This window comes from Rhodococcus sp. Leaf225 (assembly GCF_001426145.1).
Lineage (GTDB): Bacteria > Actinomycetota > Actinomycetes > Mycobacteriales > Mycobacteriaceae > Rhodococcoides.
The window spans coordinates 619,394-646,229 of the sequence record NZ_LMRN01000007.1 but is presented as its reverse complement, the minus strand read 5'-3'; the positions used below and the strand labels follow the sequence as shown (position 1 = coordinate 646,229).

The 26,836-nt window shown below is 69.3% G+C and carries 24 protein-coding genes; 14 read left to right on the top strand and 10 right to left on the bottom strand.

The window, feature by feature from the left end; translation table 11 throughout:
* The first annotated feature begins 21 nt into the window (after nucleotides 1-21).
* From ASG69_RS03210 to ASG69_RS03195, 4 genes are all read left to right on the top strand, one after another.
* Nucleotides 22-2,295 (top strand): carbon starvation CstA family protein, encoded by a 2,274-nt coding sequence (locus ASG69_RS03210; protein ID WP_056447384.1) that lies wholly within the window; start codon nucleotides 22-24, stop codon nucleotides 2,293-2,295.
* A gap of 1 nt (nucleotide 2,296) precedes the next feature.
* Nucleotides 2,297-2,488, top strand: a complete 192-nt coding sequence (locus tag ASG69_RS03205) for a YbdD/YjiX family protein (protein WP_051612930.1) — start codon at nucleotides 2,297-2,299, stop codon at nucleotides 2,486-2,488.
* A gap of 12 nt (nucleotides 2,489-2,500) precedes the next feature.
* Nucleotides 2,501-3,412 (top strand): DNA-3-methyladenine glycosylase family protein, encoded by a 912-nt coding sequence (locus ASG69_RS03200; RefSeq protein WP_056447382.1) that lies wholly within the window; start codon nucleotides 2,501-2,503, stop codon nucleotides 3,410-3,412.
* A 98-nt stretch (nucleotides 3,413-3,510) separates the two neighbouring features.
* Nucleotides 3,511-4,806 (top strand): AI-2E family transporter, encoded by a 1,296-nt coding sequence (locus ASG69_RS03195; RefSeq protein WP_082544615.1) that lies wholly within the window; start codon nucleotides 3,511-3,513, stop codon nucleotides 4,804-4,806.
* A 4-nt stretch (nucleotides 4,807-4,810) separates the two neighbouring features.
* Here the strand turns inward: ASG69_RS03195 and ASG69_RS03190 are convergent, their stop codons facing one another.
* Both ASG69_RS03190 and ASG69_RS03185 read right to left on the bottom strand, forming a co-directional pair.
* Nucleotides 4,811-7,792 (bottom strand): AAA family ATPase, encoded by a 2,982-nt coding sequence (locus ASG69_RS03190; RefSeq protein WP_082544627.1) that lies wholly within the window; start codon nucleotides 7,790-7,792, stop codon nucleotides 4,811-4,813.
* Nucleotides 7,789-8,973: an exonuclease SbcCD subunit D gene (locus ASG69_RS03185; RefSeq protein WP_056447378.1), complete on the bottom strand. Its 1,185-nt coding sequence runs from the start codon at nucleotides 8,971-8,973 to the stop codon at nucleotides 7,789-7,791. The genes ASG69_RS03190 and ASG69_RS03185 overlap by 4 nt, the downstream gene beginning before the upstream one ends.
* A 79-nt stretch (nucleotides 8,974-9,052) precedes the next feature.
* On the opposite strand from ASG69_RS03185, the gene ASG69_RS03180 reads away from it, so the two are divergent.
* Nucleotides 9,053-10,231, top strand: coding sequence for a DNA recombination protein RmuC (locus ASG69_RS03180; protein WP_027503918.1), 1,179 nt, complete (start codon nucleotides 9,053-9,055; stop codon nucleotides 10,229-10,231).
* 20 nt (nucleotides 10,232-10,251) lie between these two features.
* Nucleotides 10,252-11,085, top strand: a complete 834-nt coding sequence (locus ASG69_RS03175; RefSeq protein WP_235578826.1) for a DUF6542 domain-containing protein — start codon at nucleotides 10,252-10,254, stop codon at nucleotides 11,083-11,085.
* Nucleotides 11,086-11,104: 19 nt separating this feature from the next.
* On the opposite strand, the gene ASG69_RS03170 is transcribed toward ASG69_RS03175, so the two are convergent.
* A complete protein-coding gene (locus tag ASG69_RS03170; RefSeq protein WP_051612934.1) occupies nucleotides 11,105-12,151 on the bottom strand; it encodes a 4-hydroxy-3-methylbut-2-enyl diphosphate reductase in 1,047 nt (348 codons plus the stop codon).
* A gap of 87 nt (nucleotides 12,152-12,238) precedes the next feature.
* On the opposite strand from ASG69_RS03170, the gene ASG69_RS03165 reads away from it, so the two are divergent.
* From ASG69_RS03165 to ASG69_RS03155, 3 genes are read left to right on the top strand one after another with little or no spacing between them, the layout of a single operon-like run.
* Nucleotides 12,239-12,862: a lipid droplet-associated protein gene (locus ASG69_RS03165; RefSeq protein WP_027503920.1), complete on the top strand. Its 624-nt coding sequence runs from the start codon at nucleotides 12,239-12,241 to the stop codon at nucleotides 12,860-12,862.
* Between the two features lie 13 nt (nucleotides 12,863-12,875).
* Complete coding sequence (gene xseA / locus ASG69_RS03160; protein WP_056447374.1) at nucleotides 12,876-14,117, top strand: exodeoxyribonuclease VII large subunit; 1,242 nt, start codon at nucleotides 12,876-12,878, stop codon at nucleotides 14,115-14,117.
* 39 nt (nucleotides 14,118-14,156) lie between these two features.
* Nucleotides 14,157-14,366 carry an exodeoxyribonuclease VII small subunit gene (locus ASG69_RS03155; RefSeq protein ID WP_027503922.1) on the top strand — a complete coding sequence of 70 codons (210 nt, stop codon included), beginning with the start codon at nucleotides 14,157-14,159 and terminating at the stop codon, nucleotides 14,364-14,366.
* Between the two features lie 9 nt (nucleotides 14,367-14,375).
* On the opposite strand, the gene ASG69_RS03150 is transcribed toward ASG69_RS03155, so the two are convergent.
* Nucleotides 14,376-14,948 carry a DUF4245 domain-containing protein gene (locus ASG69_RS03150; RefSeq protein WP_027503923.1) on the bottom strand — a complete coding sequence of 191 codons (573 nt, stop codon included), beginning with the start codon at nucleotides 14,946-14,948 and terminating at the stop codon, nucleotides 14,376-14,378.
* A 193-nt stretch (nucleotides 14,949-15,141) separates the two neighbouring features.
* On the opposite strand from ASG69_RS03150, the gene glpX reads away from it, so the two are divergent.
* From glpX to ASG69_RS03135, 3 genes are all read left to right on the top strand, one after another.
* Nucleotides 15,142-16,182: a class II fructose-bisphosphatase gene (glpX, locus tag ASG69_RS03145; RefSeq protein WP_027503924.1), complete on the top strand. Its 1,041-nt coding sequence runs from the start codon at nucleotides 15,142-15,144 to the stop codon at nucleotides 16,180-16,182.
* Nucleotides 16,183-16,226: 44 nt separating this feature from the next.
* A complete protein-coding gene (locus tag ASG69_RS03140; RefSeq protein WP_027503925.1) occupies nucleotides 16,227-17,627 on the top strand; it encodes a class II fumarate hydratase in 1,401 nt (466 codons plus the stop codon).
* Between the two features lie 71 nt (nucleotides 17,628-17,698).
* Nucleotides 17,699-18,109, top strand: a complete 411-nt coding sequence (locus tag ASG69_RS03135; protein ID WP_156380416.1) for a hypothetical protein — start codon at nucleotides 17,699-17,701, stop codon at nucleotides 18,107-18,109.
* Here ASG69_RS03135 and ASG69_RS03130 read toward each other — a convergent pair whose 3' ends face one another.
* A complete protein-coding gene (locus ASG69_RS03130) occupies nucleotides 18,110-18,976 on the bottom strand; it encodes an acyl-ACP desaturase (RefSeq protein WP_056447371.1) in 867 nt (288 codons plus the stop codon).
* Between the two features lie 146 nt (nucleotides 18,977-19,122).
* Nucleotides 19,123-20,439 carry a PhoH family protein gene (locus ASG69_RS03125; protein ID WP_027503928.1) on the bottom strand — a complete coding sequence of 439 codons (1,317 nt, stop codon included), beginning with the start codon at nucleotides 20,437-20,439 and terminating at the stop codon, nucleotides 19,123-19,125.
* A 304-nt stretch (nucleotides 20,440-20,743) separates the two neighbouring features.
* Here ASG69_RS03125 and ASG69_RS03120 point away from each other — a divergent pair, with 304 nt between their 5' ends.
* Nucleotides 20,744-21,568: an alpha/beta hydrolase gene (locus tag ASG69_RS03120; protein WP_027503929.1), complete on the top strand. Its 825-nt coding sequence runs from the start codon at nucleotides 20,744-20,746 to the stop codon at nucleotides 21,566-21,568.
* Here the strand turns inward: ASG69_RS03120 and ASG69_RS03115 are convergent.
* Genes ASG69_RS03115 through ASG69_RS03105 form a run of 3 tightly spaced genes read right to left on the bottom strand, consistent with a single transcriptional unit; the run spans nucleotide 21,555 to nucleotide 24,886 of the window.
* Nucleotides 21,555-22,358: a carbon-nitrogen hydrolase family protein gene (locus ASG69_RS03115; protein WP_056447370.1), complete on the bottom strand. Its 804-nt coding sequence runs from the start codon at nucleotides 22,356-22,358 to the stop codon at nucleotides 21,555-21,557. The genes ASG69_RS03120 and ASG69_RS03115 overlap by 14 nt on opposite strands.
* A 6-nt stretch (nucleotides 22,359-22,364) precedes the next feature.
* Nucleotides 22,365-23,669, bottom strand: coding sequence for a serine hydroxymethyltransferase (glyA, locus tag ASG69_RS03110; RefSeq protein WP_027503931.1), 1,305 nt, complete (start codon nucleotides 23,667-23,669; stop codon nucleotides 22,365-22,367).
* A 23-nt stretch (nucleotides 23,670-23,692) separates the two neighbouring features.
* Nucleotides 23,693-24,886 carry a hypothetical protein gene (locus ASG69_RS03105; RefSeq protein ID WP_056447367.1) on the bottom strand — a complete coding sequence of 398 codons (1,194 nt, stop codon included), beginning with the start codon at nucleotides 24,884-24,886 and terminating at the stop codon, nucleotides 23,693-23,695.
* 78 nt (nucleotides 24,887-24,964) lie between these two features.
* Here ASG69_RS03105 and coaA point away from each other — a divergent pair, with 78 nt between their 5' ends.
* Nucleotides 24,965-25,897, top strand: coding sequence for a type I pantothenate kinase (gene coaA, locus ASG69_RS03100; RefSeq protein ID WP_027503933.1), 933 nt, complete (start codon nucleotides 24,965-24,967; stop codon nucleotides 25,895-25,897).
* 30 nt (nucleotides 25,898-25,927) lie between these two features.
* Here the strand turns inward: coaA and ASG69_RS03095 are convergent, their stop codons facing one another.
* Nucleotides 25,928-26,695: an isoprenyl transferase gene (locus ASG69_RS03095; RefSeq protein ID WP_027503934.1), complete on the bottom strand. Its 768-nt coding sequence runs from the start codon at nucleotides 26,693-26,695 to the stop codon at nucleotides 25,928-25,930.
* Nucleotides 26,696-26,836 lie beyond the last annotated feature (141 nt).

The following is a 26,836-nucleotide window of genomic DNA, read 5'->3' as shown; positions in this document are numbered from 1 at the left end:
CCGCATGCCAGGAGCCCGCAGATGACTGCCGTGTCCGACAGGGGGAACTCGCACGTCGAGTTCCTCAAGACCGACGACGACCTTCCCCCCGTGGGCGTCGTCGACCGCTCACCGATGACGGTGCCCAAACGCATCGTCTTCGTCATCATCGGTCTGCTGGGCGCTGTCGCCTGGACCGTGATCGCCGTGATCCGCGGCGAGCAGGTCAACGCGGTGTGGTTCGTCGTCGCGGCGGTCTGCACCTACATCTTCGCGTTCCGGTTCTACGCACGCCTCATCGAGAACCGCATCGTCCATCCGCGGGACGATCGGGCCACACCCGCCGAGATCCTGGAGAACGGCAAGGACTACATGCCGACGGACCGTCGGGTGCTGTTCGGCCACCACTTCGCCGCGATCGCGGGCGCCGGTCCCCTCGTCGGTCCCGTCCTCGCTGCGCAGATGGGATATCTGCCCGGCACCATGTGGATCATCATCGGCGTCGTCTTCGCCGGCGCGGTGCAGGACTTCCTGGTGCTCTGGATCTCCACGCGCCGACGCGGCCGCAGCCTCGGTCAGATGGCCCGCGAGGAGCTCGGCGTGGTCGGCGGTATCGCCGCCCTCATCGGCGTCTTCGTCATCATGATCATTATCATCGCGGTGCTCGCACTCGTCGTCGTGAACGCACTCGCCGAGAGCCCGTGGGGCGTCTTCTCCATCGCACTGACCATTCCCATCGCCCTCTTCATGGGCGTCTACCTGCGGTACCTTCGCCCGGGCAAGGTCTCCGAGGTCTCCCTCATCGGCGTCGTCCTGCTGCTGCTCGCCATCATCTCGGGCGGCTGGGTCGCCGAGACCGAATGGGGCGCCGACTGGTTCACGCTGTCCAAGGTCACCGTCGCGTGGTTGCTCATCGCCTACGGTCTCGCCGCGTCGATCCTCCCCGTGTGGCTGCTGCTCGCCCCGCGTGACTACCTGTCGACGTTCATGAAGATCGGCACCATCGTGCTGCTCGCCGTCGGCATCCTCATCGCTCGACCCGTCCTGCAGATGCCGGACATGACGTCGTTCGCCAGCGAGGGCAACGGACCCGCTTTCTCCGGATCGCTCTTCCCGTTCCTCTTCATCACCATCGCCTGCGGCGCGCTCTCCGGTTTCCACGCGCTGATCTCCTCGGGCACCACGCCGAAGCTTCTCGAGAAGGAGAAGCAGATGCGGATGATCGGCTACGGCGGCATGCTCACCGAGTCCTTCGTCGCCATCATGGCTCTGGTCACCGCCTGCATTCTCGATCAGCACATCTACTTCGCGCTCAACGCACCGACCGCACTCACCGGCGGAACACCCGAGACCGCCGCGGCGTACGTCAACGGGCTCGGACTGTCAGGCGGGGACGTCAGCGCGGCCGAGCTGTCGCAGGCCGCGACGGACGTCGGTGAGGAGTCGATCATCTCGCGCACCGGCGGCGCCCCCACGCTCGCGTTCGGCATGTCCGAGGTGCTGCACCAGGTCTTCGGCGGCGAGAGCCTGAAGTCGTTCTGGTACCACTTCGCGATCATGTTCGAGGCGCTGTTCATCCTCACCACCGTCGACGCAGGCACGCGTGTCGCTCGCTTCATGCTGTCGGACTCGCTCGGCAACCTCGGCGGCGGCGCGAAGAAGTTCCGCGATCCGTCGTGGCGCGTCGGTGCCTGGATCTGCTCGGTCATCGTCGTCGCCGCCTGGGGCGCCATCCTGCTCATGGGCGTCACCGATCCGCTGGGCGGCATCAACACGCTCTTCCCGCTGTTCGGCATCGCGAACCAGTTGCTGGCCGCCATCGCGCTCACGGTCGTCCTGACCGTCGTGGTGAAGAAGGGTCTGCTGAAGTGGGCCTGGATCCCCGCGCTGCCGCTGGCCTTCGACCTCGTGGTCACCATGACGGCGTCGTACCAGAAGATCTTCTCCGACGTTCCGGCCATCGGCTACTGGGCGCAGCACAGCGACTTCAAGGAAGCGAAGTCGCAGGGCCTCACCGAGTTCCGGTCTGCCGCCACACCGGAGGCCATCGACGCCGTCATCCGCAACACCTTCATCCAGGGCACGCTGTCCATCGTCTTCGCGGTGCTCGTCCTCATCGTCGCGCTCGCCGGATTCGCCGTCTGCTTCAAGGCGATCCGCGCCGGTGGACTGCCCAGCAGCGAGGAGGCGGACGTACCGTCGAAGCTGTTCGCGCCCAGCGGTTTCCTCCCCACCGAGGCGGAGAAGTCGGTGCAGGCGGAATGGGACGTGCTCATCGCGGACGGCACGGTGCGCCGGCCGGGAACGGGCCACTGACATGAACGCCGTCCTGAAGTCCGTTCGCGCCGCGACGTGGTGGATCACCTCCGTCATGGGTGATCACGACTACGAGCGTTTCGTCGAGCACCGGAACCGGGTCCATCCCGGGCACCCGGTGCCGTCCGAGCGCGAGTACTGGAAGGCACGTCATGCGGAGGCGGACGCGAATCCGGGCGCACGCTGCTGCTGAGATCATGACGGGGTGACGTCGCCGCGCTGGACCCTCGACACCTCCGAGCTGCCGTACTCCGCTCCGTACGACACGGGGTGGATGCGGTGGTTCCTGGCGGGTCACGCGGTTCCGGGCATGGAGACCTTCACGGACGGCGTCTACCGCCGGGCTCTGCGCCTCGATCACGGCCCCGCCGTCGTCACGTGCCGGTTCGTCCCGGGTGACGGCGGCGCGGGAGTCGTCCGGGTGGAGACGCGAGCCCGGGACGAGTCGGACGTCCCCACCGCGCTGTCCCGAGTGCGGCGGGTACTGGCCCTGGACGTCGACGCGGCTCCCGTCGACGCTGCGCTCGCGGCAGATCCTGCGCTCGCCGCGTCGGTGGCCGCGGCCCCGGGGATCCGCGTTCCCGGGGCGTTCGATGCCGCGGAGGTGCTTCTTCGCACGATGATCGGTCAGCAGATCTCGCTCGGTGCCGCGGCCACGCACACCGCCCGGCTCGTCGCGGCCCTCGGGGATCCGGTGGGCGACGACGAGGGCGAAGCCGACCACGGCATCACTCGCCTGTTCCCCACTCCCGAGGCCGTGGCCACACGCGGCACCGAGATCCTCACCGGTCCGGCGCGGCGGGTCGCCGCGATCGCGTCGACGGCCGACGCTCTGGCATCGGGCGCCGTGGACGTGCGCCACGACGGCGACGCGGCCACCCAGGAGCGTGCACTGCTGGCACTGCGCGGTGTCGGCCCGTGGACCGCCCGCTACGTGTCGATGCGGTTGCTGGGCGACCCCGACGTGCTGCTCGACACCGACCTGGTGGTCCGGCAGGGCGCGGCCCTCCTCGACATCGATCTGTCGGACACCGCCCACTGGTCACCGTGGCGGTCCTACGCCTCCATGCACCTGTGGCGTACTGCCCTTCTCGCCCGCGGGCTCACCATCGGGTAGTCCCTCCGTCGCCATGCGTGTGGAATCGGCTTCCCGGGTACAGTCACAGCGCGTTCGACTCTGCGTTCGCCGCATCAACGTCAGACGAGAGGACACACGTGAGCGAGAACGCGCCCACCACTTCCGCAGGCTCCGCGTCGGGCCGTGATCGCAGCGACCTGTTCGGCGCCGGCGGACTCTGGCTGGCCAAGTGGTCCGCCGTGCTCCTCGTCGTCTCGGCAGCGCTGTGGATCGCCGGCTGGCTGGTCGGCCAGCTGTGGGTGATCATGCTCCCGGTTCTGCTGGCACTGGTGGTCGCGACGGTGCTCTGGCCGCCCACCAGGCTGCTGCGCCGCATCGGCTTTCCGCCCGCGCTCGCCGCACTGACCACACTCCTCGGCTTCCTCGCGGTTCTCGCCGGTGTGGTCGCGTTCATCGTCCCCTCCGTCATCAGCCAGGCTCCCGATCTCGCGGACAGTGCCACCCTCGGCGTCTCGCAGGTCCAGGAGTGGCTCGAGGGCCCGCCCATCAATCTGGACGACGAGCAGATCGACAGCGCCGTCGAAGCCATCGTCACGCAGCTGCAGGACAGCGGCACGGCGATCGCCTCGGGCGTCTTCGCCGGCGTCGCCACCGCCGGGTCGATCCTGGTCACGCTCGGTCTGGTGCTCGTCCTGAGCTTCTTCTTCATCAAGGACGGCCCGCGCTTCCTCCCCTGGCTGCACGGACTGGCCGGACGCAAGGCCGGTGGTCATCTCGCCGAGGTACTCCGACGGGTGTGGGACACCCTGGGTGGCTTCATCCGTACCCAGGCCATCGTCAGCGCGATCGACGCGATCTTCATCGGCATCGGCCTGGTGATCCTCGGCGTGCCGCTGACCCCGGTGCTGATGACGCTCACCTTCCTCGGTGGCTTCATCCCCATCGTGGGTGCCTTCGTCGCCGGTGCCCTCGCCGTCCTGGTCGCGCTGGTGGCCAACGGGTTCACCACCGCGGTCATCGTCCTGGCGATCATCCTGGCCGTGCAGCAGATCGAAGGCAATGTCCTGCAGCCGATCCTGCAGAGCAAGTCGATGAACCTGCATGCCGCGATCGTGCTGCTGGCCGTCACCGCCGGCGGTTCCATCTTCGGCATCATCGGGGCGTTCCTCGCGGTCCCGGTCGCTGCGGCCACCGCGGTGCTGCTGCGCTACATCAACGAGCAGATCGAACTTCGGTCCGACGAGGATCCCGGCGCGAACGACATCGCCGAACGCATCCACGACGATCTCGGCACACCCGGTGACGACGCGCCCGTCGTCGTCCACGACGAGAAGACCCGATACGCGCCGGCGCCCTCGGACCAGTCCGACGACGTGGCACCGACTCCGATCGACGTCGACACGCACGAGGACGACGAGAAGAAGGACGACTGAGCGGTCACACTCCCGCGTGCACTCGTACCGTGGATCCGTGACGTTCGCGGATCACCTCGAGGCGTGAGGGGACCCGGTCACGGATCTCGTCGACGTGACTGACGATGCCCACCGTGCGCCCACCGGACCGGAGTTCGTCGAGGACTCCCATGACGGCGTCCAGTGATCCCGAGTCGAGGCTTCCGAACCCCTCGTCGATGAACATCGTGTCCAGGGTGATGCCGCCCGCCTCGGCCGCGACGACGTCGGCGAGACCCAACGCGAGCGCGAGCGACGCGCAGAACGCCTCGCCGCCCGACAGGGTGCCCGCCGACCGGACCACCCCGGTGTAGTCGTCGCGTACGTCGAGACCCAGCCCGCCGCGGGTGCCTCGGGGGCCCACGTCGTCGGAGTGCACGAACTCGAACCGGCCCTGCGACATCAACCGGAAGCGCACGGATGCCGCGGTGGCGACGTCCTCGAGCCTCGCGGCCAGCACGTAGGACCGCAGCGACATCCGACGCGCGTTGGCGCCCTTGCCGGCCACCACCTCCGCCAGCTGCTCGAGTTCCGCGTGCTCGAGGTGGGCAGGTCCCAGACGGTCCGCAGCGGCCCACAGTTGGGCGACGAGGTCCTCGAGCATGCGTAGCCGACTGTCGGCGTCTCCGGCCGAGGCGATGGCCTCGTCCAGCAACCCCCGCAGTCGGATCTCCTCCGCATCGACAGCAGCGGTGTCGACGGTCTCCCCCACCATCGCCTCCGCCACGTCCGGCTCCGCGAGCACGGCCGCAGCCGCGGAGCGCTGCTTCTCGGCGTCGAGAACGGAGTTCTCCAGCACCGTGCACCGGGCCCTGTCACGGACCGCCGCCAGGGCTTCCGTGACCTCGGTGAATCCGTGCTCGCGCGCGCACTCCACCAGGTCGGTCTCGAGCCGCATCACCGCCTGATCGGCCGAGTCGGCGTCGCGGCGAGCATCGCGCCACGCCACCGCGGCTGCGATGGCCGCGTCGAGTGCGGCACGCCGTTCCGCAACGGTGGACGTCGTCCCCACGGCGGCCGTGATGCGCGCGGTGGCCTCCGCGATCCGAGTCTCCAGCGCCTCCGTCCGCCCGCGAGTGACGCCCAGTTCGGCCGTGATCGCGTCGGTCCGCACCCGCAGACCGGCGGTCTCCTCGTCCAGCGCCGCCAACGCGGAGTCGATCGCCGCGAGACGATCCGCGGCACGCCGCGCCTCCGCCAGTGCCGTCGTGGCCGCGTCCAGTTCGGCCGCAAGTTCCGCTGCGGTGCGATCCGCGCACCGGGTCGCGAGCTCGTCCACACGCTGTCGGCAGCGCTGCACCGCGGCGTCCGCCGTGGTGCGTTCCGCCTCGGCTGCACCGACCCGCTGTCCCGCGCGGTTCTCGTCGTCCCGGGACACCCGCCCCGCGGTCGGAGATGCGGGCGCCGGATGTTCCGTCGCGCCGCAGACTCCGCAGGGGGCGCCGTCCTCGAGTCCCGCCGCGAGCTCCGCGGACATCCCCTCGAGACGGCGTTCCCGCAGGTCCAACCATTCGGTGCGCAGATCGTCGTAGCGGGTCCGGGCACGCTCGGCCGTCGTGACGGCCGCAGCAAGGCGCTCGGACTCGCGGGCCCACTCGACGTGTGCGCGTGCCGCGTCCTCGGCGCCGTGATGCCGCGCCTCCAGGCCGGCGAGACCCGCACGAGCCGCGACGGCTACTCGATGCTCGGCGTCCAGTGCCGCGCGCTCCGCAGGTACCGCGTCGAGACGTACCCGTACCGCCCGCAGGTCCGTCTCCAGACCGCGCACCCGAGCGACGGCGCGTTCCCGATCGGCCACCGCCGTCCTTCGATCGGACTCGTCGCCCGCGACACTGTCCAGCACCGCGCACTCGCCGCTCCACCGGTGCACCGCGGCATCGAGCACCTCCGCATCGGCAGGACGGGGCGGCCACGACAACGTCCCGACCAGCACGGAGGCCTCGGTCTCGGCAGCCGCCCGCTCCCGGCGCCGCATCGTCGCGGCGGCGGCGGCCGCGCGCTGACGGTGCTGGTCGAGGGTGACGGCGCGATCGCGCACCGGCAGCGCCCGACGCGCACGGTCCAGCTCAGCGATCTGCTGCGCGCGCTCGGCGTCGCCGTCCGCCAGCACCGTGAGTCGCGCTGCTGCCGCGGCCCCCCGCTCGCGTGCCTCCCGGCGGCGGTGCGCGATCCGAGCGTGCTCACGAGACGCGGCGTGCTCGGCGCGCGCTGCCCGCAGATGCTCTGTGCGCACACGGGCCAGCTCTCGGGCACCGCCCAGAAGATCGGTCCCCCACTCCACCACGTCGGTGCCCGTGAAGAGGTCCACGCCGGCGGCGGTGGCCACCTGGGCAGCCAGTCTGTCGACGGACTCCGATCGCCCGGCGAGACGCTCCGCGCTGGCGCGACGCTGATCCTGGAACCACGTCTCGATGTCGCGGAACCGATCGGTGTCGAACAACTGCTCGAGCAGCGCACCCCGTTCTTCGTTGCGCGCCCGCAGGAACCGCGCGAAGTCCCCCTGCGGCAGCAGGACGACCTGGAAGAACTGGTCCACCCGCATGCCGAGCAGGCGCTCGACCTCGAGCGCGATCTCGTCGATGCGCGTGAGGTTCTCGCCCCGGCCGTCGTGCCACGTCAGCGTCGCCTTGGCGTTCTGTTTCGTGGTTCCCACCCCGCGCCGCTTGGGGCGCAGGAACTCCGGCTGCCGGACGATGGTGAGGCGGCGGCCACCCAACGTCGCGTCGAGTTCGACGCGCGGAACCACACCCGGCGCAGCGTGATCCGACAACAGGCGTCGACTCTCTCGGCGCGAGCCGGGGAGAACGCCGTAGAGAGCGAAGGCGATGGCATCGAGAACGGACGTCTTTCCCGCTCCGGTGGGGCCGTGCAGGAGGAAGAGGCCGTCGGCCCCGAGATCGTCGAAGTCGACGTCGACCGTGCCGCCGAACGGCCCGAACGCGGTGACCGACAACGCATGCAGTCTCACGCCGAGCGCACCCACTCGTGCTCGACGGGCGATGCGGACGTCGAATCCCGTTGACCCGTGACGTTCTCGACCGCACGATCGAGCAGCTCGACCTCGGACGACGAGGGCGCGCTGCGCACGTCTGCGAGAAAGCTGCTGAGCACCTCACGGTCCGACCTACCCTGCACCTTCTCGCGATAGCTCCCGGAATCGACACCGGCCGGCCGCTTCCACTCGAGGTGCACCGCGTGCGGGAAACGCTCCTGCAGACGGCGCATCGCGTCGACGGGCCGCACCGCATCGGTGAGCACAGCGGAGACGTAATGCTCTGTCGCGGAGTCGAACCGGTTCTCCGTGCCGAGCTCCTCGAGCGTTCCCTCCAGGACGGACAGGCCCCGCACCACCGGCAGATCGACACGCGTGACGACGCGGCCACCCGAGCCGTCGATGTCGACGAGCCACGCAGCCTTGCGATGCGAACGCTCGCCGAACGAGTACGGCAGCGGCGATCCCGAGTACCGGATGTGGTCGTCGATGGTCTGCGGAGAGTGCAGGTGGCCCAGCGCGACGTAGTCGATACCGCCGAAGATCGAAGCCGGCACGGTCTCGACGCCACCGACGGAGATCGAACGCTCGGAACCCGTACCCTCGCCGCCGATCACGAAGGCGTGGGCCAGCACCACCGAGCGGACCGACGAGTGCCGCGTCGCCAGATCGGCCGCGATGCGGGCCATCGCCGCCTGCAACACCGCGGCGTGCGAACGAGCGCCGGGTACCCCGAGCTCGGCGCGGGTGGCGTCCGGCTCGAGGTACGGAATGCCGTAGAACGCCACGTCACCGTGCTCGTCCGCCAGCACGACCGGTCTATCGACGGCGTCGACGGTGGTGAACAGATGCAGACCGCCGGCAGCGGAGAACGCCGACCCGGCACCGAGCCGGGCGGGCGAGTCGTGATTGCCCGACGTGGCGACGATGACGGCCCCCGCGTCGCGGATGGCCTCGAATGCCTTGTTGCACAGCCGGACCGCGTCCGCATTGGGCACCGCACGGTCGTAGATGTCCCCGGGGACCACGACGACGTCCACACTCTGTTCTCGGACGACGGTGGCGAGAGCCTCCAGAGCACGACGCTGATCGGCCAGCAGGTCGACACCGTGGAAGGTGCGCCCGATGTGCCAGTCCGAGGTGTGCAGGATTCTCATGTCGCCGACGCTAACGGAGACCTACGACAAAGACGCTCGGGCCGAAGGTGTGTCGGTACCCCGGTTCATAGTGAGCCTCATGACCGCCCTCACTGCCGTGACCACTCTCGTCACCCTTCTCGTCGGCCTGGGGTTGGGCTGGTGGTTGCGGGCCGCACGCGGCGACGTCGAACTCGCCCGTGCGGGTGAGCGGCTCGCGGTCTCCGCGGACAACGAGGAGACGCTGCGGCGGTCGTTGTCGCTGCTCAACGAGGACTCCGCGCGGCGCCACTCCGGCGCCATCGGTCAACAGGTCTCCCACCTGGTCGACCCGCTGCGGGAGGCGGTCGACGCACTCGAGGAACACGTACGGCTCGTCGAGCGCGACCGTGTTCACGCATACGCGGGACTGACCGAGCAGGTCGCCGGGATGCACCGCGCCTCGCGGCAGTTGGCGTCGCAGACGGACCAGCTCGTCACCGCGCTGCGGGCGCCACAGATTCGTGGCCGGTGGGGCGAGATCCAGCTCGAGCGGGTCGTGGAGCTGGCCGGCATGACGCGCCACTGCGACTTCGACACCCAGGTCGCCGCACCCGGCGTGCGCCCCGATCTGGTGGTCAAGCTCGCCGGTGGCAAGCGCATCGTCGTCGACGCCAAGGTTCCGCTGGTCGCCTTCCTCGACGCGAGCGCCGAGCAGGATCCCGAGACCATCGATCGGCATCTCGAACGCCACGCCAAACACCTGCGCACACACGTCGACCAGCTCGCCGACAAGAAGTACTGGCACGCGTTCGACCCGTCGCCGGAATTCGTCGTCCTCTTCGTTCCGGGCGACCCGTTCCTCGATGCCGCGCTGACGCGCGACCGCGGCCTGCTCGAACACGCCTTCTCCCGCAACGTGGTGCTCGCCACCCCGACCACTCTCATCGCCCTGCTGCGGACCGTCGCCTACACGTGGAAGCAGGACGCACTGGCCGAGGACGCCGCTCGCGTGCGTGTGCTGGGCCGTGAGCTGTACGAGCGCCTCGGCACGGTCGGAGCCCACGTGGATCGCTTGGGATCACAGCTGGGCAAGGCCGTGGACTCGTTCAACGCAGCGGCGGGATCGTTGGACGCACGGGTCTTCGTCACAGCACGCAAGCTCCACGAGATGTCCCTCTTCGACGGCGAACCGCCGCAGGTCACGAGTGTGGACCAGCGGCCACGAACCATGACCGCGACTGCGATGGAGGGCACCTCGTCGACGTGTCGCGGGCATGCCGACGACGCAAGTCGTTGAATCAACGCTAACCTCGCTGTGTGTCTTCCCCCCAACGCGCACGCTCGGGAGTGCCTCTCGACCAGCGCTCCGCTGTGCCGTCGGTACCCGGAATCCCCGCATGGGGCGCCGTCGCGGTGGCAGTGGGCGCAGCCGTCCTGGGCTTTCTCGTCGATGCCATGCGTGGCGACGAACTGGGATCGACGTTCGCCGTCCTGTACGTGCTCGGTGCACTCATCGCCGTCGTCGCGGTCCGCCATCGTGGACTCTTCACCGCCATGGTTCAGCCGCCGCTCATCATGTTCCTCGGCGTCCCCATCGCATACCAGATCCTCACCGACGGAGCGGGCACCTCGATCAAGGACATCGTCCTGACCGTCGCCGTGCCGCTCGTCGATCGCTTCCCGCTCATGGCGCTGACCACGCTGTTGGTCCTCGGCGTCGGTGGCGCCCGGCTCGCGCTCGATCGTCGCCCCACTCCGGTCCGGAAGCCGGCGCGCGCAGCGCGACCGGCCGCGGCAGCGCGTGACGCCGCACCCCGACGGTCGCGCTCCGAACGTCCCGCCACTCGCGAGACGGCGGGACGGGCGGAGGAACGCCGCAGGACCCGCCAGGAACCGCGGACGGACGCACCCGACGCTCGACACGACCGCACCCGCCGTGCACGGCCCGCCGCACCGCAACCGCGCGAGGAGTCACGCGCTGCTCGGCCCGCCCCGCGCGCCTTCGAGGGCCAGGTCGCGGCTTCCGACAACGGTCGCCCACGGGAAGCTCGCCCCCGGTACGAACCCACGCCGTACGAACCCCGGCGCACCGGTGCGGAGAATCTGTCGCCGTACCCCGCACCACGGGTGCGCTACCGCGACCGGGACTGATCTCCCGGCCGCGGTCGGCTCACACCCGGCTGGTGGTCCGCAGCTCGCGAGGAAGCGCGAAGACCAGCGTCTCGTTGGCCGTCGTCACCGACTTCACGTCGCCGAAGCCATGTGTCTCGAGCAGGTCCAGCACTCCACGCACCAGCACCTCCGGCACGGATGCGCCGGACGTGATGCCCACCGTGCGGACGCCCTCGAGCCAGGCGAGATCGATGTCCTTGGCGTAGTCGACCAGGTAGCTCGCGCGCGCGCCCGCAGCGAGGGCGACCTCGACCAGACGGACGGAGTTCGACGAGTTCGTCGACCCCACCACGATCACCAGGTCGCATTCGGGCGCCATAGCCTTGACCGCCACCTGCCGGTTCTGGGTGGCGTAGCAGATGTCGTCGCTGGGCGGATCCTGCAGGTTGGGGAACTTCTCCCGCAGTCGCGCGACAGTCGTCATGGTCTCGTCGACACTCAGCGTGGTCTGCGACAACCAGATGACGCGGTTCTCGTCCCGGACGGTGACGGCGTCGACGGAATCCGGCCCGTCCACGACCTGCACGTGGTCCGGGGCCTCGCCCGCGGTGCCCTCGACCTCCTCGTGACCCTCGTGGCCGATGAGCAGGATGTCGAAGTCGTCGCGAGCGAAACGCTTGGCCTCCTGGTGCACCTTCGTCACCAGTGGGCACGTCGCGTCGATGGTGCGCAGGTTCTTGGCGGCCGCGGACTCGTGGACCGCCGGTGAAACACCGTGCGCGGAGAACACGAGCAGTGCGCCGTCCGGCACCTCGTCGGTCTCGTCCACGAAGATGACGCCCTGATCGGACAGCGTCTCCACCACGTGGCGGTTGTGCACGATCTCCTTGCGCACGTAGATCGGGGCGCCGTGCTTCTCGAGCGCCTTCTCGACCGTCTCCACCGCTCGATCCACACCGGCGCAGTACCCGCGCGGCTCGGCGAGCAGAACGCGCAGCGGGCCGTCGTAGACCTCACCTGTGACCGCCGGCCGGGCGATACCCAGCTCGAGCGGGATGGCGGAGGAGGTGGTGGAGGACGAGGACACCGGAAGAGCCGAAGACATACCACGAGGATACGGGTAGTCGGGTGGGCGTCGCTTCCCGCGCACGTCGACTGGGAAAAATGCGCGACGTGGGGCACTCTGTGAGACATGATCCGTCCACCCTTCGCCGCCCGCGTCGCGCTCGGAATCGCCGTGACCGTCGTCGAGGAGGCTCGGCGTCTCCCCACCACCGCCATCTCCCTGCCGATGACCGCCGTGAGCGAGGTCCTCCAGACCGCGATGCGTCTGCAACAGACCGTCACCGAGCTGGCCATCAAGGGCGACCAGGTGTTCTCCCTGATCGGCTCCCGCCCGGTCGAGACCGCGGAGTGGGCGACCTTCGACGACGACGCGGACGTCGCACCCGCGCGGTACACGCAGGTGCCGCTGTCCACCGAGCCCGAGCCGGTCGGTGACCCGGCCGGAGAGATCGACGTGCCGGAGCCCGGTGCGCCCGCAGGGCGGTTCGCCCTGTACTCGACCCCGCCGTCGGAGATCGAGACGACCGAACCCGTTCCGGCCCCGGCTCTCGCGACCGCGCCGACCGCGACTCCCGAGATCGTGGAGTACCTCGACTACGACGCCCTGACGCTGGCTCAGTTGCGTGCCCGTCTGCGGTCGCTGTCGGTCGAGGACCTCACGTCACTTCTCGAGTACGAGACGTCGGCCTCGGACCGCGCGCCGTACCGGACCATGCTCGAGAACCGCATCACCACCGCCCGAGCGAAGTGATTCTCGGACCACGATGACCACGGCCGCCACCAGCACCGCCGAGAACCCGCTCCCCGTCCGCACGGTCGCGACCAAGGTCGCCGGGTGGATCGATCGCCTCGGCAGCGTGTGGGTCGAGGGCCAGATCACGCAGATCTCGGTGCGTGCGGGAACGCGCACGGCGTTCCTGACGCTCCGCGACCCGTCCGCCGACATGTCGCTGTCGGTGACGTGCTCACCGATGCTCATCCAGAACTCTCCTGTGCCGTTGACCGAGGGCGCTCGCGTCATCCTCTACGGCAAGCTCAGTTTCTTCACCGGTCGCGGCACACTGTCGTTGCGCGCCACGGAGATTCGAGCGGTGGGAGTCGGCGAGCTGCTTGCCCGCATCGAGCGCCTGCGCGGTCTTCTCGCGGCCGAGGGACTGTTCGATCCGCGACTCAAGCGGCCGCTCCCCTTCCTGCCTCGCGTCGTCGGGCTCGTCACCGCACGCGCCAGTGCTGCCGAACGGGACGTGCTCAGCGTCGCGGAACGGCGGTGGCCGGCGGTGCGCTTCGAGGTACGCAACACTCCCGTGCAGGGCCCGTCGGCGGTGCCCGGCATCCTGCGCGCGCTGGCCGAGCTGGACGAGGACCCCACGGTCGACGTGGTGATACTCGCCCGTGGCGGCGGCAGTGTCGAGGATCTGCTGCCGTTCTCCGACGAGGCGCTCTGCCGCGCGATCTCCCGTGCGACGACGCCGATCGTGAGCGCCATCGGACACGAACCGGACAGTCCGCTCAGCGATCACGTGGCGGATCTTCGTGCGGCCACCCCCACCGATGCCGCCAAGCTCGTCGTGCCCGACGCCGTGGCCGAACGGGAACTGGTCGCCGAGCTGCGGAGCCGCAGCGCCGCAGCGCTCCGCAGTTGGGTGCAGCGCGAGGCGCGCGCACTGGACGCCCTGCGGCACCGGCCCGTGCTGGCCGATCCCCTCTCCGCGGTCGCCCGCCGCGAGGAGGAGATCGCCGAGATGCGACGCGTCGTCCGCCGTGACGTGGAGCGGGCGGTGTCGCGAGAGGCGACGACGGTGGAGCACATGCGCGCCCGTCTGACCACGCTCGGACCGGCGGCGACTCTGGCGAGGGGCTACTCGGTGGTGCAGCGCATGGTCCCCGGATCCGACCCCGAGGTGCTCCGGTCGGTCGACGACGCGGCGCCGGGTACGCAGCTCCGGGTCCGCGTCGCGGACGGCGTGGTCACGGCCGTCACGATGGGTCGTAGTTCCGCCACCTGACTCGTCCGCTGTCGGACTCTCGAGGCAGCATGGGGACTCATGAACGAGACACCGATCGCCGAGCTGGGCTACGAGGACGCGCGCGACGAGTTGGTCGACGTGGTCAAGCTGCTCGAGCAGGGCGGCCTGGATCTCGATGCCTCACTGGCGCTGTGGGAGCGCGGCGAAGCACTGGCGACGCACTGCGAGCAGCACCTGGCCGGCGCGCGCACGCGCATCGAGAAGGCGCTGGCCCGCGACGAGGAGTGAGCGAGCGCGTCAGCGCTTGTCGAGTACCGGAGCCGTGGCCGTGGCGGATGCCAGCGCGACGAACTCCTCCTGCGACCCGGAACCGGTGAGCATCGCGCGGGTGTCGCCGAGATCGGCCACCCAGTACGGTTCCGTGTCGTCGTTGCCGTAGACCACCCAGTTCAGGCCGGCGATGGCCTCCGCGCCGCCGGCGGACACCCGTGATCCCTCGGTCTTCGAGCGGACCAGCTCGTCCTCGGAGGCGTCGCTCTGGGTGAGCGAGAGGAAATTGCCGTTCTCGGTGACGAAGCCGACGGTGCTGGACTGGAACTCCGAGCCCGAGACCGGGCCACGGTTCGCCGAGTTCGGGATCCACTGATCGGGCACGTCGGGACTGCGCACCGGGAAGGTCAGCGCATTCGCGTCCGCCTGCAGGGACGCCCCCAGATCGATGCGAGGAACCTCACCCGCCTCGGGGCCGCCCACACGCAACGAACACTGACCGGCGATGGCCGCGATCACCAGGCATGCGAGAAGAAGCGGGATCAGGGACCAGGCCATGTCCTTGTTGTTCTGCAGGTACCTGGGTTTCTTGTCGGCCACCTCTCCAGTATCGCACCGAGCGCGCGGGGGCTCGCCATCCGCGCAGCTCCGCGCTTCCCCCGGCAGGCCGGGGCCGTGCGACTAGTGCGACAATCACGCCGAGTCTTTTTCGCCCGAGTCGATGTTCATTCCGTGCGGACGACGCCCGTCAGTCGGGCTGCGAACCGCGCCATGTGCAAGGAGGCACAGCCCCATGACGGCCAACACCGACGTTCCCACGCAGATGGCGCCGGATCGAAACCTCGCGCTCGAACTCGTCCGCGTCACCGAGGCCGGGGCGCTCGCGTCCGGGCGTTGGGTCGGCCGCGGCGACAAGGAGGGTGGCGACGGCGCTGCCGTGGACGCCATGCGCCAGCTGGTGAGCTCGGTGTCGATGCGCGGCGTCGTGGTCATCGGAGAGGGCGAGAAGGACGAGGCGCCCATGCTCTACAACGGCGAGCAGGTGGGCAACGGCAACGGTCCCGAGGTCGACTTCGCCGTCGATCCCGTCGACGGCACGACGCTGATGGCCAAGGGCATGCCCAACGCGATCTCCGTGCTCGCGGTGGCCGAGCGCGGTGCGATGTTCGATCCGTCGGCCGTGTTCTACATGGAGAAGATCGCCGTCGGCCCCGACTACGCCGATGCCATCGACATCACCGCTCCGGTCGCCGAGAACATCGCCCGGATCGCGAAGATCAAGAAGGGGTCGTCCTCGGACGTCACCGTGTGTGTGCTCGACCGTCCCCGCCACACCGAACTGATGCAGCAGATCCGCGACACCGGTGCCCGCATCCGGTTGATCTCGGACGGTGACGTCGCCGGCGCCATCGCGGCCGCCCGCCCCGATTCGGGCACCGACATCCTGATCGGCACCGGCGGCACGCCCGAGGGCATCATCGCCGCGGCGGCCATGCGCTGCATGGGGGGAGCACTGCAGGGCCGGCTCGCCCCGACGGACGACGACGAGCGCCAGAAGGCCGTCGACGCAGGCCACGATCTCGATCGCATCCTGAACACCAATGATCTGGTCGCCGGGGAGAACGTCTTCTTCACCGCGACCGGCGTCACCGACGGCGATCTGCTGCGCGGAGTGCGCTACTCCGGCGGCGGTGCCCACACGCAGTCCATCGTCATGCGCTCCAAGTCGGGCACCGTGCGGATGATCGACGCGTACCACCAGCTGAACAAACTGCGGGAGTATTCGTCCGTGGACTTCGACGGTGACACCTCCGGCGCCGTCCCGTCCTTCTGACGCGCACTCCGACTTCCCGACCCATCTACCGAGGCACGAGGTACATGACAGACAACGATCAGCAGTTCCGCATCGAGCACGACACCATGGGAGAGGTTCGCGTACCCGTCGACGCGCTGTGGCGTGCGCAGACACAGCGCGCCGTCGAGAACTTCCCCATCTCGGGCCGCCCCCTCGAGCGCACCCAGATCCGCGCGATGGGTCTGCTCAAGGCCGCATGTGCACAGGTCAACAAGGACCTGGGTCTGCTCGATGCGGACAAGGCCGACGCCATCATCGCGGCGGCCGGCGAGATCGCGGACGGCAAGCACGACGATCAGTTCCCCATCGACGTGTTCCAGACCGGCTCGGGCACCAGCTCCAACATGAACGCGAACGAGGTCATCGCGAGCATCGCGAAGAACGCGGGCGTCGAGGTGCACCCCAACGACCACGTCAACATGTCGCAGTCGTCCAACGACACGTTCCCCACCGCGACGCACGTCGCCGCGACCGAGGCCGCGGTCACCAGCCTGATCCCGGCCCTCGAGTACCTGCACACCGCTCTGGCGGCCAAGGCGACCGAGTGGAAGACCGTCGTGAAGTCGGGCCGCACCCACCTCATGGACGCGGTGCCCGTCACGCTCGGCCAGGAGTTCGGCGGCTACGCACGTCAGATCGAGGCCGGCATCGAGCGCGTGCAGTCCACGCTCCCCCGCCTCGGCGAACTCCCCATCGGCGGCACCGCCGTCGGCACGGGTCTCAACGCCCCCGACGGCTTCGGCCCGAAGGTCGTGACCGAGCTGGTGAAGTCGACCGGTGTCGACGCCCTCACCGCGGCGAAGAACTCGTTCGAGGCCCAGGCGGCTCGTGACGGTCTGGTCGAGGCGTCGGGCGCGCTGCGCACCATCGCCGTCTCGTTGACCAAGATCGCCAACGACATCCGCTGGATGGGGTCGGGCCCGCTCACCGGTCTCGGCGAGATCCGGCTCCCCGACCTGCAGCCCGGCAGCTCGATCATGCCCGGCAAGGTCAACCCGGTTCTCCCCGAGGCGGCCACCCAGGTGGCGGCGCAGATCGTCGGCAACGACGCGGCGATCGCCTGGGGCGGCGCAGCCGGAGCCTTCGAACTCAACGTCTACATCCCCATGATGGCGCGCAACCTGCTCGAGTCGTTCACGTTGCTCGCCAACGTCTCCCGCCTGTTCGCCGACAAGTGTGTCGACGGCCTCGTCGCCAACGAGGAGCACCTCAAGCAGCTCGCCGAGTCGTCGCCGTCCATCGTGACACCTCTCAACAGTGCGATCGGCTACGAGGAAGCTGCGGCCGTCGCCAAGCAGGCCTTGAAGGACAAGAAGACCATTCGCGAGGTCGTCCTCGAGCGTGGACTCGTCCCCGAGAAGTTGTCGGAAGAAGAACTCGACAAGCGCCTCGACGTCCTGGCGATGGCCAAGGTCCAGGACTGACCCAGCACTCCCCGCCCCGCATCACGGCGAAACGCTGTGGTGCGGGGCGATCAGGAGGAGTGTGACGTGTCATGACACGAACTGCAGTGGCACTCCTCGGCGGCGCCGCCGCGATCGGCGCGGCGCTGGCCGCCCCCGCACTGGCGTCCGCCGGACCCGTTCCCGACGGCGTCTACGTCGGCACCACGCCCGAGGGCGCTCCCGTCCCGCTGTGGGACGGCAAGACCATCACCGGCGACACGACGGTCAACCGACTTCTCGGCGTGAACGCGATCCCGGGCGACGTCTACCGCGCCCCGAGCATCGCGACCGGGGCCGACGTGGTCCACGTCTACTACTCGCGCCTGTCCCCCGCCTTCGGAGCCGTCTTCCACGACGAGATGACGCGCGACGCCGTGAACCCGAACCGTTGGAACGGCACCGTGTACTTCGTCGGTGCCGGTCAGCCGGTGGTGGTGGGCGGGTTCGCGATCACGCGCTGATCAGGACGCGGCAGTGGCGAGTGCGCTCTCGAGCTCCGCGCGGGCCGCGAGGCCGTCCTCGCCGAGGCCGTCGAGGGTGAACACGTTCCACGCCTCGAGCAGGGGCTTGATCACCTCTTCGGTCTCGATGGTGCGGTCGTAGAGCCCGATGCCGGCGAGCAGTTCGGCGCTGCCGCCGCGGCCGGGGAGATCGACGGTGGGGACCGAGAAGGACGCGACGGTGTCGGCGATGGCGCGGACGGCGCCGTCGGCATCGACGCGGATCGCGGCGGAGACCAGGTCGGTGAAGAGCGTGGTCTGCAGATCGTCGTCCTCGGCGATGCGGTCGAGGATGCTCGACAGGAGAGCGTCCTGCGACGACGCGGAGGCGCGACGGTGGCGCACGGCCGCTGCTCGCTCGTCGAGGGCGAACTTGGCGAGGATGTGCAGCACGTGGAGCGACGGTGCGGAGTAGCCGGTGGTCATGTGCTCGATGCGCACACGCTCGAGATCCACTGGGTCGACCGCGCGAGTCGTCATGAGGTAGTTGCGCAGCACGATGGCGTGCCGGTTCTCCTCCGCGGTCCACCGGCCGATCAGCTTCCACCAGACGTCGCTGCTCCGGAGAGCGAACGCCAGGTCGCGGTGGTACTCGGGCAGGTTGTCGGCGACCAGCACGCTGACGGTGGCACCGACGACCTCGGCGTCACCGAGCGTCACCTGCTCCGGAGACCAGTCCTCGCCGCCGAGGAACGCGAAGTTGCGACCCGAGTCCCACGGAACATAATCGTGGGGCTGCCAGTCCCGAGCAGCGTCGATGTGCTTCTGCAGCAGGTGCGCGGCATCGGCTTCGAGCTCGCTCAACAGGTCCTGGTCACTCTTCGGCATCACAGCAGCATAACGGCCGTAGGTGTCCACTCCGAACCTTCGGACCGCGCGACGCGGATTCCGGTGATCTCCCTGACAAAGAGGTCGGTGATAGTTCGGCGTCACACCGCGCCGGGCGGTCCGTGCCGCCCGGCGCGAACGGTGACTCAGGCCGGCCCGAACTCCTCGAGCATCTCGGTGACCAGTGCGGCGATGGGCGAGCGCTCCGAACGGGTCAGCGTGATGTGGGCGAAGAGAGGGTGCCCCTTCAACTTCTCGATCACGGCGGCGACACCGTCGTGGCGTCCGACCCGCAGGTTGTCGCGCTGTGCCACGTCGTGCGTGAGCACCACGCGTGATCCCGTGCCGAGCCGCGAGAGCACCGTCAGCAGGACGTTGCGTTCCAGCGACTGCGCCTCGTCGACGATGACGAACGAGTCGTGCAGCGACCGTCCGCGGATGTGCGTGAGCGGCAGCACCTCGAGCATGCCGCGTGCGGTGACCTCCTCGATGACCTCCGGACTCGCGAGACCGTCGAGCGTGTCGAACACCGCTTGCGCCCACGGGCCCATCTTGTCGCTCTCGCTGCCGGGGAGGTAGCCGAGCTCCTGGCCGCCGACCGCGTACAGCGGCCGGAACACGACGACCTTGCGATGGGTCCGTCGTTCGAGCACCGCGTCGAGGCCCGCGGTGAGCGCGAGCGCGGACTTACCGGTGCCGGCCTTCCCGCCGAGCGAGACGATGCCGATGCTCTCGTCGAGCAGCAGATCCAGGGCGACGCGCTGCTCGGCGGACCGGCCGTGCAGGCCGAACGCCTCACGCTCGCCGCGCACCAGCTGCACCTGCTTGTTCGCCGTCACCCGACCCAACGCGCTGGACGTGCCGCCGAGCAGTCGAACACCGGTGTGGCACGGCAACTCTCGCGCTTCGTCGATGTCGGCGAATCCCTCGGCGAACAGGCCGTCGATGGTCGCGCGCGACGCCTCGATCTCGGCCATGCCCGTCCATCCCGACGGGACGACGTCGTGAGCGTGGTACTCGTCGGCCGGCAGACCCACCGCACCGGCCTTGACGCGCAGCGGGATGTCCTTGCTGACCAGCACCACGTCCTTGCCCTCGGCGGCGAGGTTCAGTGCGCACGCGAGGATCCGCGAGTCGTTGGAGTCGGTCCGGAAGCCGACGGGAAGAACAGCGGGGTCGGTGTGATTGAGCTCGACCTGCAGGGTGCCGTTCTCGGTGCCGATGGGCACGGGCTGATCGAGGCGCCCGTGGCGGATCCGCAGGTCGTCGAGCATCCGCAACGACTCGCGCGCGAACCACCCCAGTTCGTGATGATGCCGCTTGCCCTCGAGCTCGCTGATGACGACGAGTGGAAGGACGATCGCGTGCTCGGCGAACCGAGTCACGGCCCAGGGGTCCGAGAGCAGAACCGAGGTGTCCAGCACGTAGGTGCGGACGGAAGAACCGGAGCGAGCTGCAGTCACGTGGGGCTCCTAAGGACGCGCGGTCACCGCGCATCCGTCGATCGCTGGACCGGTCGATCCCGACACCGCAGGGACCGGGGCCGGCCCCTCCCGACCGAATGACTCAGTCATGTGTGAGGACCTCCCGTACGGACGGCTTCCCCGCCACCCGCACTGCTGACGCTAGACCGGATCGGGGGCGCAGGCTCGGCGACACGTGGGGACGTGTGGGTGAACTCTGCGTTACACGCCCGTGCGCCTTTCGCGCATCCAGGAGTACGCAAAAGGCGCACGGGGCCGAAGGCCACGGTGTTAACTTCGGCCGATGCAGAACGCGCAGGAAATGCAGCAGCTCAGGGGAACCCACGGCACCGTCGCCTACCGTTCCTGGCCGTCCACCACGCCGGGATTCGTCGCGCTGCTCGCGCACGGGTACGGCGAACACTCGGGTCGCTACGGCCACCTGGCGTCGACCCTGACGTCGGCCGGAGCGGCGGTGTACGCCCCCGACCATCACGGGCACGGGCGGTCCGACGGGACGCCCGCCGAGATCACGGACGTGGACGGCATCGTCGCCGATCTGCACTCGATCGCGGACATCGCCCGCGGCGAGCACCCCGATCTACCGGTGATGCTGCTGGGCCACTCGATGGGTGGTCTCATCGCCACGCGCTACGCGCAGACCCACCCCGGCGAGCTGGCGGCACTCGTGCTGTCCGGTCCGCTGGTCGGGCAGAACCCGGCCTTCTCGATGCTGCTGTCGATGGACGAGATCCCCGAGATCCCGATCGACCCGTCCGTGCTGTCCCGCGACCCCGAGGTCGGCGCCGCCTACCAGGCGGACCCGCTGGTCTTCCACGGCCCCTTCGCGCGCGTCACCCTCGAGACCTTCACGGCCGCGGTGGAGACGGTGGCGTCCTCCGGCACTCTCGGCGACCAGCCCACGTTGTGGCTGCACGGCGGCGACGATCAGCTGGTGCCGCTGGAGACGACGACCGAGGCGATGCGCTCGCTGCGCGGCCCGTCGTTCGAAGAGAAGGTCTACCCCGGTGCGCGGCACGAGATCCTGAACGAGACCAACCGCAGCGAGGTCGAGTCGGACATCCTCGACTTCCTGGGCCGCGCCGGCCTGCCGCTCACTCGCGACTGAGGTCGCGGACGATCGACGAGTAGAGGCCGGGGCGGCGGTCCACCAGGTAGGGGTTGTCTCGATGGGCCGCCGCCACGACCTCGGTGTCCACCGTGCCGAGAATCAGGCCGGTCTCGTCGTCGAGCCGGTCGACCACCTCGGCGTCGGGGCCGACGATGCTGCTACGGCCGACGTAGGTGGTGGCGCGCTCGGTTCCGACGTGGTTGACGTACGCGACGTAGAGCTGGTTCTCCCATGCGCGGGTGCGGATGACGACGTCGGCCACGAACGTGAACGGCACCATCTGCGCGGTGGGAACGAGCAGGGCGTGCGCGCCCGCGAGGGCCGCGGCTCGGACGTTCTCGGGGAACTCGACGTCGTAACAGATCATCAGACCGAGCCGCACCCCGCGGAAGTCGACGACCGTCACCGAGTCGAGCCCGGGCGAGTACCACTCCCGGTCGAGCTCACCGTAGAGGTGCGACTTGCGGTGCTGCGCGATCACACTGCCGTCCGCATCGACGAGTGCGACCGTGTTGTACACCGCTCCCGCCTCGGTCTCCGGCAGACCCACGAGCAGCGCGATGCCGCGGCGGCGCGCCAGTGCGCACACCTCGGAGAGAAGGTCCCGTGACGTCAGGTCACCGAGGCGATCGCCGATGTCGTACCCGGTCACGAACATCTCCGGCGTGACCAGGAGGTCGGCTCCGCGCGCCAGAGCCGCCCCCGCGGCTCCGTCGAGTTCCGCGAGGTTGGCGTCGACGTCACCGGGTGACCCCGCCGTCTGCAGACCCGCCACGGTGAGCCGCATGTCGGATCAGCCCAGCAGTCCCCAGCCCTCGAGTCCCTCGTACAGCGGGAAGTCGTGGGCGAGCGTGCTGACGCGACCACGCAGGTCGTCGGTGGCCTCGCCGGTGGCGAGCGCCGTCGCGATGATGTCGGCGACCTCGGTGAACTCGGCCTCGCCGAACCCGCGGGTCGCGAGCGCCGCGGTACCGATACGCAGACCGGAGGTGACCATCGGCGGGCGCGGATCGAACGGCACCGCGTTGCGGTTCACGGTGATGCCGACCTCGTGCAGCAGATCCTCGGCCTGCTGGCCGTCGAGCTGCGAGTTGCGCAGGTCCACCAGCGCGAGGTGGACGTCGGTTCCGCCCGTCAGCACCGAGACACCCTTGTCGGAGACGTCGGCGCCGGTCAGCCGCTCCGCGAGCAGCGACGCACCGAGCAGGGTGCGTTCCTGACGCTCCCGGAACTCGGGAGTGCCGGCGATCTTGAAGGCGACGGCCTTGGCCGCGATCGCGTGCATGAGCGGACCGCCCTGCTGGCCGGGGAACACCGCGGAGTTGAGCTTCTTCGCCCACTCCTTCTTGGCGAGGATGATGCCGGAGCGGGGCCCACCGAGGGTCTTGTGGACGGTGGAGGACACGACGTCCGCGTAGGGCACCGGCGACGGGTGCACACCGGCGGCGACGAGCCCGGCGAAGTGCGCCATGTCGACCCACAGAAGCGCACCGACCTCGTCGGCGATGGAGCGGAACGCGGCGAAGTCCTGGTGCCGCGGGTAGGCCGACCATCCGGCGATGAGCACCTGCGGGCGCGCGTGCAGCGCCTGCTTGCGCACCTCGTCCATGTCGATGCGGTGGTCTTCCTTGCTCACACCGTAGGACTCGACCTCGTAGAGCTTGCCCGAGAAGTTCAGCTTCATGCCGTGCGTCAGGTGGCCGCCGTGCGCCAGGTCCAGACCCATGATCTTGTCGCCCGGGTTGATCAGAGCCATGAGAACGGCGGCGTTGGCCTGGGCGCCCGCGTGCGGCTGCACGTTGGCGAACTCGGCGCCGAACAGCTCCTTCGCCCTGGTCCGAGCCAGATCCTCGACGATGTCGACGTGCTCACACCCGCCGTAGTACCGACGACCGGGGTAACCCTCGGCGTACTTGTTGGTGAGGACGCTGCCCTGCGCCTGGAGCACCGCGCGGGGAACGAAGTTCTCCGACGCGATCATCTCCAGGGTGTCGCGCTGGCGTCCCAGCTCGCCGGCCATCGCCGCGGCGACCTCGGGATCCACCTCGGCGAGGGAGGCGGTGTCGATGTTGGTGGCAGAGACGGGCGCAGCAGTCATGCCGCCGAGTCTAATGCCCGTGATCAGCGCAGTTGAGACGGGATGAGGGGTTCGTCGAGCAGCCGCTCGAAGCGGTCGGCTCGGCCGTCCGCCGAGTCGGCCCGGTGCAGCCACGAGCGCAGCAGGCGATACCCCTCGACATAGGTGCTGGTGTAGGCACGCCAGAGCGGTGAGGACAGGAATCGCAGCATCTGACGGGCGCGTTCCGGTGTCGCGAGCGACCACTGCCCCAGGAACGCGGCCACGTCGTCCTGGCTGCGGTGCTCGTCGTGCAGCAGCAGCGCGGCGTCCTGACGCACCCCCAGCAGCTTCGCCGACGCGGTCTGCAGCGCCTCGGCGCGTTCCCCGTCGAATCGCAGGCCGAGGTCGGCGTAGACCTCCTGCGCCCACACTCCCCAGCCCGGCCCGACGATCGACTCGAGCGCCAGGTCCGCGAGGCCCTCGGCCATCAGGCACTGCGGAGTGTTGACGACGAAGAGCGTCTGCTCCGCCTGCCCGGCTCCGCGCACGAGCCCGGCCTCCTTGCGGCAGTGCTCGGTGTGGTGGCCCGGGTACGACTCGTGTGCGATGAGATGGGGCAGATGCGCCATGTGCTGCTTGAGGTCCGAGTTGATCGCGACGGTGGACCGGTAGTCGCCCAGGTAGTAGTTGAACCCGGACCACGGCTTGTCGCCCACCACCTCGTAGGTGACCTTCTCGGTGTCGGGCAGCGGGTACCGGCCGCGCACCTTGTCGCGCAACGCACTGGAGAACGCCTCGACGCACTCGGCGAGCCGCTCGGGCGGGATCTCGTCGGCCACGCGGTGAGCGCGCACCCGCTCCCCCAGTGGCCCCGCCCCGCCCAGCACCTCGTCCATCAGGCGATGTGCCTCGCGGTAGTCGTCGGTGTCGCCCGGTGCGATCGCGACGTCGAAGTAGTCGTGCACCTCGTCGACGAATCCGATCTCGTCACCGGCCAACTTCCGTGCCGACGTCTCGAGCGCGCGCAGGTGGACGTCGAGGAACGCGGCGCGGTCCTCGGAGAGCCCCGACGAGGGCAGTTCGGTCCGCAGTTCCGCCGCCCGCCGCGCCAGCGCGCGGGGTTCGGGCGGGGGCGCGTTCTCGACCTGGCGTCGCAGAGCGGGGTCGCCGGTGTAGGCGTCGACGAACCCCTCCTCGAGGCGATCGAAGGACAACCCCAGCACGAGGTAGTCGTGGACGAGAGTGTCGGCGTGCATGACGCTCGACTCTAGTCACGCACCACCCGGCTGTCGGTTCGCCGGAGCCACCCAGCACAATTCAGTCATGGAGGCAGCGTGTCCCGAGTGAGCGAGTCGAGTCCGTACGTCGAATTCGACCGTCGACAGTGGCGCACTCTCCGGAACGCGACACCCCTGGTCCTGACCGAGGACGAGCTCACCGGCCTGCGCGGTCTGGGCGAACAGATCGACCTCGACGAGGTCGCGGAGGTCTACCTCCCCCTCGCTCGACTCATCCATCTCCAGGTGGCCGCCCGCCAACGCCTGTTCGCGGCGACGGCCACGTTCCTCGGGGAGAAGACGCCGGACCGCCAGGTCCCGTTCGTCATCGGCATCGCCGGCAGCGTCGCCGTCGGCAAGTCCACGACCGCGCGCGTGCTGCAGGCACTGCTGGCGCGATGGGAGCACCACCCGCGCGTGGACCTGGTGACGACGGACGGGTTCCTCTACTCGTCGGCCGAGCTGGTGCGTCGAGGAATCATGCACCGCAAGGGTTTTCCCGAGAGCTACGACCGGCGCAAGCTTCTGCGCTTCGTCACCGAGGTGAAATCCGGCGCCGAATCCGCACGCGCACCCGTGTACTCGCACGTCTCGTACGACATCGTGCCGGGCAAGTACACCGAGGTGCGACAGCCGGACATCCTCGTCATCGAGGGACTCAACGTCCTGCAGACCGGTCCGCGCCTCATGGTCTCGGACCTCTTCGACTTCTCCATCTACGTCGACGCCCGCATCGAGGACATCGAGAAGTGGTACGTCGACCGCTTTCTCGCCCTGCGCTCCACGTCGTTCGCCGACCCGGCCTCGCACTTCCACCACTACTCGGGACTGTCCGACGAGCACGCCAGGATCGCGGCCGCGGACATCTGGCAGTCGATCAACCGGCCCAACCTGGTGGAGAACATCCTGCCGACGCGCCCCCGCGCCACCCTGGTGCTGCGCAAGGACGCCGACCACACCATCAACCGGCTGCGCCTGCGCAAATTGTGACGACCGGCCTCCGGCCTGCCCGGCTCCGGCTCAGGTACCGAATCTCCGGTGCCGCGCGGCGAAGTCGCGCAGCGCGCGCAGGAAGTCGACGCGGCGGAACTCGGGCCAGTAGGCCTCGGTGAACCAGATCTCCGAGTACGCGCTCTGCCACAGCAGGAACCCGGACAACCGCTGCTCCCCCGACGTGCGGATCACCAGATCCGGATCCGGCTGGCCCGACGTGTAGAGGTGCGAGTCGATGCCCTCGACGGTGACCGAGCGGAGCAACTCGTCCCCGTCGGCACCGTCGGACAGCCGTTCCGCGATGAGCGACTGCACGGCGTCGGCGATCTCCTGACGGCCGCCGTACCCGACCGCGACGTTGACGTGCGTTCCCGAGCGGCCGGCCGTGCCGGCGGCGGCCTCCTTGAGGCGGCGGGCGGATTCGGCGGGAAGCAGATCCATCGTGCCGACGATCTTCACGGACCAGTTCTTTCCCGGTCCGCTGATCTCCTCGACGACGTCGGTGATGATCTCGAGCAGCGAGTCGAGCTCGTCCGGTGACCGGCGCAGGTTCTCGGTGGACAACAGGTAGATGGTGGCCATCTCGACGCCGGCCATGTCACACCACGTGAGCAGCTCCGCGATCTTGAGCGCGCCCATCCGGTGCCCGTGGCTGACGTCGGTGAAGCCGTTCTCCCGGGCCCAGCGACGATTGCCGTCGCACATCACGGCGACGTGCCGAGGGTGCTGAGCGCCCTCGAGCTGACGCAGCAGGCGCCTCTCGTAGAGCGTGTACAGCAGACCGCGAGCCTTCACCCAGCTCCCCACTTCGACAGAATTGTTCAGCAGGTGATTACCCTACGCCCGCAGTACGACGCGATCGGCGTGACCGACTCGTCACCGCGCCGCATGATGGTTCCGTGGCGTACGGGGTACCCGGCTCCGACCGCACACGAG